The 9,399-nt window shown below is 63.6% G+C and carries 11 protein-coding genes; 6 read left to right on the plus strand and 5 right to left on the minus strand.

The features are described from left to right. Positions 1 to 30 precede the first annotated feature (30 nt). Genes HMPREF3009_RS06730 through HMPREF3009_RS06750 form a run of 5 tightly spaced genes read left to right on the plus strand, consistent with a single transcriptional unit; the run spans position 31 to position 3,842 of the window. The gene (locus tag HMPREF3009_RS06730) at positions 31 to 633 is read left to right on the plus strand and encodes a ComEA family DNA-binding protein (RefSeq protein ID WP_070680905.1); all 603 of its coding nucleotides are present in this window, start codon (positions 31 to 33) and stop codon (positions 631 to 633) included. Next, positions 630 to 1,880 carry a ComEC/Rec2 family competence protein gene (locus HMPREF3009_RS06735; RefSeq protein WP_070680895.1) on the plus strand — a complete coding sequence of 417 codons (1,251 nt, stop codon included), beginning with the start codon at positions 630 to 632 and terminating at the stop codon, positions 1,878 to 1,880. The genes HMPREF3009_RS06730 and HMPREF3009_RS06735 overlap by 4 nt, the downstream gene beginning before the upstream one ends. Continuing rightward, complete coding sequence (gene holA / locus HMPREF3009_RS06740; RefSeq protein WP_046648994.1) at positions 1,877 to 2,824, plus strand: DNA polymerase III subunit delta; 948 nt, start codon at positions 1,877 to 1,879, stop codon at positions 2,822 to 2,824. Before HMPREF3009_RS06735 ends, holA begins: the two co-directional genes overlap by 4 nt. An 11-nt stretch (positions 2,825 to 2,835) precedes the next feature. Next, positions 2,836 to 3,204, plus strand: a complete 369-nt coding sequence (locus tag HMPREF3009_RS06745; protein WP_049156457.1) for an ankyrin repeat domain-containing protein — start codon at positions 2,836 to 2,838, stop codon at positions 3,202 to 3,204. Further along, entirely contained in the window at positions 3,201 to 3,842 is a 642-nt protein-coding gene (locus HMPREF3009_RS06750) for a LysE family translocator (protein ID WP_049156454.1), read from the plus strand. Before HMPREF3009_RS06745 ends, HMPREF3009_RS06750 begins: the two co-directional genes overlap by 4 nt. Here the strand turns inward: HMPREF3009_RS06750 and HMPREF3009_RS06755 are convergent. The 4 genes from HMPREF3009_RS06755 to HMPREF3009_RS06770 all read right to left on the minus strand — a co-directional run bounded on the left by HMPREF3009_RS06755 (position 3,839) and on the right by HMPREF3009_RS06770 (position 6,723). Further along, positions 3,839 to 5,017, minus strand: a complete 1,179-nt coding sequence (locus HMPREF3009_RS06755; protein ID WP_232761006.1) for a type II restriction enzyme — start codon at positions 5,015 to 5,017, stop codon at positions 3,839 to 3,841. The two genes, HMPREF3009_RS06750 and HMPREF3009_RS06755, sit on opposite strands and share 4 nt — an antisense overlap. Beyond that, a complete protein-coding gene (locus tag HMPREF3009_RS06760; protein ID WP_070680902.1) occupies positions 5,010 to 5,819 on the minus strand; it encodes a DNA adenine methylase in 810 nt (269 codons plus the stop codon). The genes HMPREF3009_RS06755 and HMPREF3009_RS06760 overlap by 8 nt, the downstream gene beginning before the upstream one ends. Further along, complete coding sequence (gene rpsT, locus HMPREF3009_RS06765; protein ID WP_010190855.1) at positions 5,820 to 6,083, minus strand: 30S ribosomal protein S20; 264 nt, start codon at positions 6,081 to 6,083, stop codon at positions 5,820 to 5,822. Positions 6,084 to 6,201: 118 nt separating this feature from the next. Continuing rightward, positions 6,202 to 6,723 (minus strand): type II toxin-antitoxin system PemK/MazF family toxin, encoded by a 522-nt coding sequence (locus tag HMPREF3009_RS06770; protein ID WP_049156445.1) that lies wholly within the window; start codon positions 6,721 to 6,723, stop codon positions 6,202 to 6,204. Between the two features lie 18 nt (positions 6,724 to 6,741). Here HMPREF3009_RS06770 and lepA point away from each other — a divergent pair, with 18 nt between their 5' ends. Continuing rightward, on the plus strand, positions 6,742 to 8,589 hold the full coding sequence (gene lepA, locus HMPREF3009_RS06775) for a translation elongation factor 4 (RefSeq protein WP_049156442.1): 1,848 nt from the start codon (positions 6,742 to 6,744) through the stop codon (positions 8,587 to 8,589). 148 nt (positions 8,590 to 8,737) lie between these two features. Here the strand turns inward: lepA and HMPREF3009_RS06780 are convergent, their stop codons facing one another. Then, positions 8,738 to 8,947: a hypothetical protein gene (locus HMPREF3009_RS06780; RefSeq protein ID WP_046649061.1), complete on the minus strand. Its 210-nt coding sequence runs from the start codon at positions 8,945 to 8,947 to the stop codon at positions 8,738 to 8,740. Between the last annotated feature and the right edge of the window lie 452 nt (positions 8,948 to 9,399).

A 9,399-nucleotide genomic window follows, 5' to 3' on the forward strand; every position in this document is an offset into this window, starting at 1 on the left:
GGGGTGTGGGCGCTGCGTAGCGTCGCGGGCATGAACGCCATTGCTGATCGTCTCCGCGACCTCACCCGCCCCACCGGGGAAGAAGAACTGCTCAACGTCGACTTTCCGCGCTTGCGCGTCCCGCCCTGGTTGGCGCTTGTCGTAGCCGGGCTAGCCGGCGTCGCGCTCCTCGCCTGGCTGGGGCTGAGCCGCAGCGCGGAGAACCCTTATGAGGTGGCCGCACCGAGCAGCGAGGTGGCGGCCGACATCGTGGTCTCCGTCGTGGGCGACGTCGAGCAGCCGGGCCTGGTGACCTTGGCACCGGGCGCGCGCATCAACGACGCCCTTGAGGTGGCACGCCCGCGCGTGCCCACCGACAACCTCAACCTGGCGCAGAAGCTTAACGACGGCGAACAGATCACCGTCGGCGCTCCACCCGCTGCCCCAGGCGCTGCGGCCGAAGACACTATCTCCCTCAACTCCGCCACCGCGGAGGAGCTCACTGAGCTTCCCGGGGTAGGGCCGGCCACGGCTGCGGCGATCATCGCGCACCGCGAGGAAGTCGGGAGCTTTACCACCGTGGAGCAACTCATGGACGTCTCCGGCATCGGACCGGCGAAGTTCGCGAAGCTCAAGGACAAGGTTCGGCCGTGAGGGAACTGCGGCTCGTACCCGCCGCGGTGGTCGCATGGTTGGCCACGCTCGCAGTACTTTTCGGCTACCCCTGGCTGCTGGGTGGGCTCGTGCTCTTCGCTTTAGCGCGCGGGCAGTGGCGTGGCCAGGGCATCTTGTGCGCGGCAAGTGGGGCCATCTTTGCCACCCTTGCGCATGTGCGCTCGGTGCGCGCGGCGGGCTTTCATTTTGGTTCGGAGGTGACGGGAAAACTTGCCGCCGACCCCACCCAGACCGCCTCCGGGTGGATGGTGCGCTTGCGCGTGCCCGGCTACCCGGCGCAGCTGCCGGTCTTCCTCAAGGAAAAACCGGAGGCCTTCAGCGGCTCCCTTGTCACGGTGCACGGTCACCCCGGTCCGTCTGACCGGGTAGGGGTAGGGCAGACCGTCTTCAGCGGCGAACTCACCGCGCACGCCCATAGCTGGACCGCCGCGGTGGCGGAGAACTTCCGCGCCGTGTGCGATAACGGCCTTATCCCTGGCATGGTGCTGGGCGATACCAGCCTGCAAAGCCCCGAGGACAAGCAGCTTTACATCGACACCGGGCTGTCGCACTTGAGTGCTGTGTCGGGCTCTAACGTCGCCATCGTGTGCACCGCGGCCGCGTTGGTGGTGCCGGGGCCGCGGGCGAGGGTGGGGGCGTCGGCAAGCGCGTTGGCGTTATTCGTGGCGCTGGTGGGGTGGGAGCCCTCCGTCCAGCGCGCCACCGTCGCTGGGCTGGCCGGTTTGGTGGCGGTGCTCCACTCCTCGAAGATGGAACCGCTCCATGCGCTCTCCCTCGGCGTGCTGTTTCTCCTCGCGGCGGATAGCGACCTGGCCGTCAGCTTCGGCTTCGCGCTTTCCGTGGCGGCGACCGCCGGCATCGTAGTACTCAGCCCGCTGCTGTTGCGCGTGTTGGGCACAGGTATTGTCGCCCGCGCCTTCGCCGTGGCCATCGCCGCGGATATCGTGACCATGCCGCTCATCGCGCTGATGTCCGGGCGGGTCTCGGTGGTCTCTGTCATCGCCAACGTGTTGGTGGCTCCGGTCGTGCCGGTCATCACCGTCGTGGGGCTTATCGCCGCCGCCCTGGCGCAGGTGGGGCTGGGCAGGCCGCTTGTGATCCTCATTGAGCCCTTGGCGGATTGGATCCACTTTGTCGCCTCCTCGATGCCCGTGACCACCGTGGCCGCCGGCCCTATCGCGGTGCTGCTGCTCGGCGGGTGGATCATCGCGGCGTTGCTAAGATGACAGGCATGTCTTCAGCCCCCGTGCACCTCATCCTCGGCGATGACGAATTCCTGGCCGAGCGCGCCCGCCTGAGTATCCAACACGGCGAAGTAACCAAGCTCAAGGCCTCCGAGGTCAGCGAGGGCGAAATCCTGGAAGCGACCAGCCCCTCCCTGTTTGGGGAGGACCGCGTCATCGTCATCAGCGACGTGGAGAGGGCCGGTAAGGAGGTCACGAAGATCCTCCTCGACGCCTGCGCCAACCCGATGCCCGGCATCACGCTCATTTTGATCTACTCGGTGACGGCGAAGACGCTGAAGAAAAAGAAGAAGCCGCCGGAGCTCATCGCGGCGCTGCGCAAGACGGCCGAGGTGCACGAGGTCTTTTCCCTCTACCCGAACGAGCTCGCGCAGTGGGCCACCCGCGAGTTCGCCTCGCACGGGGTGCGACCGACCCCGGATGTGGTGCAGGCGCTTCTCGACGGCGTCGGCTCCGACCTCCGTGAACTCGCCTCCGCCATCTCGCAATTGGTCTTCGACACAGGTGGCAAGGTAACCCGCGAGGCGGTGCACGCGTATTACGTGGGCGTGGCTGAGGTGGCCAATTGGGATATTGCGGATGCTGCTGTGGCTGGCCGCGTGGAGGCGGCGGTCTCCACGTGCCGTCGAGCGCTGCAGTTAGGGGCGAGCCCCGTGGCCATCGCCTCGGCGCTGGCTAACAAGGTGGGCAATATCGCGCGGCTTTACTCCGCGCGCGGGGATCAGTATTCCCTGGCCTCCCAGACCGGCATGGCGCCCTACGCGGTAAAACTCACCCAACCGGTGGCGCGGCGCTGGTCGGGGGAGAATATCACCAAGGCCGTGATCCTCATGGCGGAGCTGGATGCTGCGGTCAAGGGCCAGGGCGGGGACGAGGACTTCGCCATCGAGGCGGCCGTTAAACGGGTGGCGGAGCTGGCGCGCTAGACTAACCCTCCATGGATGACATCCAGAACTTTGCCACCAAGCTTTTTGACTTTGCCCGCAACGGCGATGCCACGCTGCTCGAGTACATCAAGCAGGGCGTCAACGTGGACACGGTGAACCAGGACGGGCAGTCCTTCATTATGCTTGCCGCCTACCACGGCCATGCGGAGCTGGTACGCCAGCTCGCCGCGGCGGGGGCCGACGTCAACCTCCTCAACGACCGTGGCCAGTCGCCATTGGCCGGAGCGATTTTTAAGAAAGAAGACGCGGTGATCGACGCGCTTCTCGACGCCGGCGCCGACCCCTCCGCCGGCCAGCCTAATGCCCTCGACTCGGCCCGCATGTTCGGCCGCGAGGACCTTCTCGAGCGCCTGTCATGAGCTGGTCCGCGTTTGCGGCCATCCTCCTGATGAATCTCGTCGGTGCGGCAGCACCCGGCCCGGACATCGTCCTAGTGACGCGCTATGCCACGCGCTCGCGCCGCCACGCCATTGCGGCGGCGACGGGCATCCAGGTAGGCGTGCTGTTCTGGTGCACGCTGACCGTGTTCGGTGCGGCCGCCCTGCTCACCGCCTTCCCCGGTGTCCTCTCGTTGATTCAGGTGATCGGTGGCTGTTTCCTGGTGTTTATGGGCGTGCTCTCCATTCGCTCCGGGCTGGAGCTGCGCAAGCAGCCGCCCGTCGATGAGGAGGAGGCGGCCGCACGCTTGGGGTCGGTGGGCAAGGTCTTCCGCACGGGTTTGGCTACCAACTTGTCCAACCCGAAGATCGTGCTCTTCCTCGCCGCTATGGTCGCCCCGCTGCTGCCGCCGCACCCGCCGGTGTGGGTATCGGTGGCACTGGTGCTGAGCCTAGCGCTGTCGAGCTATCTGCTCTTCGTCTTTCTCTCGACGGTTATTTCCACCCGCGCGATTCGCCGCCGCCTCCTGGCCGCCGGCCCGTGGATCGACATAGCCTCCGGCGCCTTCTTCGTGGTGGCCGGCTGCGCTCTGGTGTGGGCCGGCATCCAGGCTGCCTAGTCCTGTTCCAGCAGCTCCGCGAGCCACTGCGACCATGCCGCGACCGTGGCGGAGCGGCGGCGCAGGGTCGAATCACCCAGGCCCAGGTTCGCCGCCCGCATGAAGACCATTGCCTCTTCTTTATCCACCGCTCGGCCCGTATCCACGACGTGCCGCACCATGTCCCGGAACACCGGGCGGCAGGCCAGTGCCTCGATGAGGGTGAGGTTGCGTTCATCGCGGGTGCCGTTGAGCTTGCTCAGGCCCAAGTAGCGGGCGGCGTTGGTGTAATAATCCGCCTGGCGTGGAGTAAAACCAAATTCCTCGGGCATCTCCGCCTTGGGCACAGGGTTCTCCAGCAAGCTGATGACCCGCGCAAAGGAGTCCGCCTGCGGAAAGGGAACGCGCGTGCCCTCGACCTGCGTGCGCGCCAGCACCGCGCGCACCGTCGCGTCGGTCACGCCAGACTCGCCCAAAACATAGCGCGCCGCGCTTACGAGCTCGATGCTGCGGAAGTCCTCCGGCTGTCTAAACGCGTAGCGGTAGAAATGGAAAATGCCGTTGGAGTAGACCAGGTACACCGGCACCACCTCTTTATCCAGAGCCAGCGAGAAGCGGCGGAAAGGGAAGTAGAGCTGGCGGATGTTGAAGTCGGGGGAGAGATGGTTCTTCGCCTCCACGAGCACGAGGTGTTCGGCGGATTCGAAGCCGGCATCGATCTCCATCTGGGCGCGGTCCACCACCACGTCGCGCCCGCCGATACACATGGGTAGCGTGAGCGTCGACATGCGCCCGCTGACCGTCGGCACCAGCTCACCGCCCAGGAAATCTTCGAGCATGCCGCTTAAGCTCGCCGCGGTCAGTGCCGCTGCCTCCGAGGTCAGGTTCTCGAAGTCAATGGACTGGATGTGGCTCGGAACCGGCATCGACTTCAGCGGCCCGGCCTGCTCCGGGAAAGGCTGGTACAGGTCAAAGCGGCCAATCAGGTAGGCATCGCGGCGAATCGGCAGCATGGACAAACCGTGCTTTCGAAACACCTCGGGGCGCGCCGCCGAAAAGTCATGCTTGGCCATCAACCGCGGCTCGCGGCCCGATAGCTCCTTCAGCTTCGCGGCGGGCAACACCGCAAAGCCCTGGTCCGCGATGTCGGCGGCGATGTGGGGGTAGACGAGGTCCCAGGCGGCGTCGTTAAGCATAATTGCGCACGAGCACCTCATCGACCTTGCCGCGCTTCGACGCCACGGAATTCACCGCGCGCGTAGCCCCCACGATGTCGATGTGGTAGTCCGCGTACAGCTCCTTGATGAAGTCCGTCGCGGAATTCGACAGCAGGAACTTCACCCCGCGGGCGTTGAGGTCGTCGCAGGTTTCCTTCAGCCGAATCTGGTCCGCGCGGCCAAAACCACCCGACTGGTAGCCGGTGAAATTGCTCGTGGGGTTGACCGGATCGTAGGGCGGGTCGAAGTAAACGAAATCCCCCTCGTTGGCCTCCACCGCGGCGTAGTCGCCGTTATAAAACGTCACGTCGTGGGAGGACAGGTACTCCGAAACCGCACGCAGATTGGGCTCATCACAGATCTTCGGGTTGGCATAGCGGCCAAACGGGGCATTAAACTGGCCGGCGTTATTCACCCGATAAAGCCCGTTGTAACAGGTCTTATTCAAATAAATCGTGCGGGAGGCCCGTTCGACGGGGCTCAAGTGCGCAAAACCCGGCTCGCGGTCGCGGGCGCGCATCTCGTAGAAGAAATCCGAATCATTCGGATAGCCCTTTAACAGGGCGATGAGCTCGTCCACGTTATCGCGGACCACCTCGTAGACGGTGATGAGCTCGGTGTTCAGGTCATTGACCCGGGCGCGTTCGGGCGCCAAAGAAAAAAGAACCGCTCCGCCGCCCAAGAAAGGCTCGACATAAGTATCGAAGCTCTCGGGCAGCACGGAGTGGATAGCGGGTAGCAGCTGGCGCTTTCCCCCGACCCACTTCAGGAGCGGTTTCATTTAGGCCATCTTGTTGAAGGCGGTGGCCATGCCGGACTTCTTGTTAGCCGCAGTGTTGCGGTGGAAGACGCCCTTAGACACGGACTTGTCCAGTGCGCGGGAGGCAACGCGCAGCTGCTTCTCGGCTGCAGCCTTGTCACCAGCGGCGACGGCCTCACGGAACTTGCGGATCTCGGTACGCACGGCGGAGCGTACGGACTTGTTGCGCTGACGAGACTTCTCGTTGGTCAGGATGCGCTTCTGCTTGGACTTGATGTTTGCCATCGTTATACCTCTTAGAGTCGTAGGAATGTGCAACCGAGGAAGGCGGACCCAAGGTCCTGACCGCCAGCGTGCCCCGGCATCCCAAAAAATTTAGCAGGGCTCGGACCGAATCCCCAAATCAGGCCCAGTGATAACGCGAGCGCAGCCGGTTGGCAATGCGCTCGAAGCGGCGTTCCGGGAAGAGCGTGCCCTGTCGGCGGCATTGTTCCTCGGAGATTTCCAACACGCGGTCCATCCGCACCCAGCACTGCCGGCCGGATTCGTCCCATTCGCCGGTGCCGATATCGAGCCATTCCTCTTTGTTCGCGTGGCCCGGGTTGGGGGAGATGAGCAGACCCAGCACGGTGGTGCGCGTGCGCGAGACAATGAGCACGGCCCGCTCGCGCGGCGGGGACTGCTTGCCATCCGAGGGTGCCCACACCCAGACAACCTCGCCGGAGTCTGCCTGCCCGTCCATGTCGGGGGTGAAGAAGACGCTGCGCGGGTGGGCGGCGGCACACTCGACGCGAATGTCGGCGGCCTTGCGCGGTTCCGTTACGGAATCATTCTGGTTCAACCCCAAGCCTTCGGTGATGCGCTCGAGACCGACGTCGACAGGCTCGGGGCCTCCGATACCGAGAATGCGTGCCAACCTAGACATGTCGTCTATTCTAAACACATGTCTACAAACTTCGCGGCCACTACGTTTACGGATCCGTCCAAGATCCGAAACTTTTGCATTATCGCCCACATCGACCACGGCAAGTCGACGCTGGCTGATCGCATCCTGCAGTTGTCGCAGGTGGTGGAGGAGCGTGATATGCGCGACCAATACCTCGACAACATGGATATCGAGCGCGAGCGCGGCATCACCATTAAGGCGCAGAACGTGCGCTTGCCCTGGATTCCTCGCTCCGGTGAGTTCGAGGGCCAGGAGATCGTCATGCAGATGATTGATACCCCTGGCCACGTGGACTTTACCTACGAGGTCTCCCGCGCGCTGGAGGCCTGCGAGGGCGCCATCCTGCTTGTCGACGCCGCCCAGGGCATCGAAGCCCAAACCCTGGCCAACCTTTACCTGGCCATGGAAAATGACCTGGAGATCATCCCGGTCCTGAACAAGATCGACCTGCCCGCGGCCGACCCGGAGAAGTACGCCCTGGAGATTGCCCACATCATCGGCTGCGAGCCGGAGGAGGTGTTGCGCGTGTCCGGCAAGACCGGCGAGGGCGTGCCGGAGCTGCTGGATAAGGTGGCTGAGCTCATCCCGGCACCGACGTCCGAGTTCGGCGAGGATGCCCCGGCCCGTGCCATGGTCTTCGACTCCGTCTATGACACTTACCGCGGCGTGGTGACCTACATCCGCATGATGGATGGCAAACTGACCCCGCGCCAGAAGGTCACCATGATGGCCACGGGTACCAACCATGAGCTGCTCGAGGTGGGCATCGTCAGCCCCACCATGCAGAAGTGTAAGGGGCTGGGCCCGGGTGAGGTGGGCTACCTCATTACGGGCGTGAAGAACGTGCGTGAGACCAAGGTGGGTGACACGATTACGTGGGCGTCGAATGGCGCTACTGAGCCTCTCAAGGGCTACGCCGACCCGAACCCTATGGTGTACTCCGGCTTGTTCCCGATCTCCCAGGCGGACTTCCCGGACCTGCGTGACGCGCTGGAGAAGCTGCAGCTTAACGACGCCTCCCTCACCTTCGAGCCCGAGACCTCCGTCGCCCTGGGCTTCGGCTTCCGCTGCGGATTCCTGGGCCTGCTGCACATGGAAATCACGCGCGACCGTCTGGAGCGCGAGTTTGGCTTGGACCTGATTTCGACTGCGCCTTCGGTGACCTACCGCGTGGTGGCAGAGGACGGCGAGGAGTCCATGGTGCACAACCCGTCGGACTGGCCCGGCGGCAAGCTGCGTGAGGTCTACGAGCCGATCGTGAAGATGACCATCATCGTGCCGGAGGAGTTCGTCGGTTCGACGATGGAGCTGTGCCAGTCCAAGCGCGGTCAGATGGGTGGCATGGACTACCTGTCTGAGGACCGCGTGGAGCTGCGCTACACCATGCCCTTGGGTGAAATCATCTTCGACTTCTTCGACATGTTGAAGTCCCGCACCAAGGGCTACGCTTCCCTCAACTACGAGGAGGCTGGCGAGCAGCTGGCGGACCTGGTGAAGGTGGATATCCTCCTCAACGGTGACCCGGTGGATGCCTTCTCCGCCATCGTGCACCGAGATTCCGCGCAGTGGTACGGCAACAAGATGACGAAGAAGCTCAAGGAGCTCATCCCACGCCAGCAGTTCGAGGTGCCCGTCCAGGCGGCCATCGGTTCGAAGATCATCGCGCGTGAGAACATCCGCGCCATGCGCAAGGATGTTCTGGCCAAGTGCTATGGCGGCGATATCTCCCGTAAGCGCAAGCTGCTGGAGAAGCAGAAGGCCGGTAAGAAGCGCATGAAGTCCATCGGTTCCGTGTCCGTGCCGCAGGAGGCCTTCGTGGCAGCGCTGTCCACCGACGCCGAGTAAGGCAGCCAGTGCTCAAAACCACTGGTGCGGCCACGGCCGGCACCGCCGGCTCAAATCCCTCGCGCCGGCTGCCATTACCGGGCAGATTCAGATCCTGCGCCGGCTGGAGTTTACGAGATGCCGCGTGATCTACGGCTGTGGATGAAAGCTACTCAGCATTAAATGAGTAGCTTCCGGTGAGCTGGTTGTGGATTGTCACCGAGTAGTCCTGGCCGTTGGCGTTGGCACCATCTACAAGCATGGCGAGCTCTTGGGCGTTGTAATGGCGACTTAAACCCACGTACAGAATGAGCAAGAGGACACTGCCTGCGACTGCAATAGCAGTGGTAATCTTCCATGCGCTTACTGGGTTGGTCACGAATAGCCCTTTCATGCGTAAGAGTTGTTGCGCTTCCTGCAGCTGCTAACACGTTAACAAGCTCCCCGCATTCGTGACAGTGCACGTTGTCCCTTAAAAGGGAAGCGGGGACACCCGCACTACTGGGACGGTGGGGCGTAACCAGGGATTGCCGGCTTCCCATCTACCTTGTTGTGCTTGGCGGGCTTCGCCTTTAAGGGCTTAAGGATCCTGCCGTGGCTGCCCCTGCTGTATCCGGCGGCGAGTGAAGCGTGGTTAAGGATCGCCGATATGCCCGTCAACCATCTTTCGATTGGCGGGTGCTTGGTGTTGGCGCAGGTTACCGGCGCTTTTTGTGTTTGGTGGTTGGGGTGTTAACTGCTGTCGGGTGGTTCCTCTGGTGGTTGTCCTGCTTGTTCGGTGTTGAGTCTGGCTAGTGCTTCTTGGTATTCCGGCATCGCGGTTATCGGGGT

This window comes from Corynebacterium sp. HMSC034H07 (assembly GCF_001815175.1).
GTDB classification, from domain to species: Bacteria; Actinomycetota; Actinomycetes; order Mycobacteriales; family Mycobacteriaceae; genus Corynebacterium; species Corynebacterium hiratae.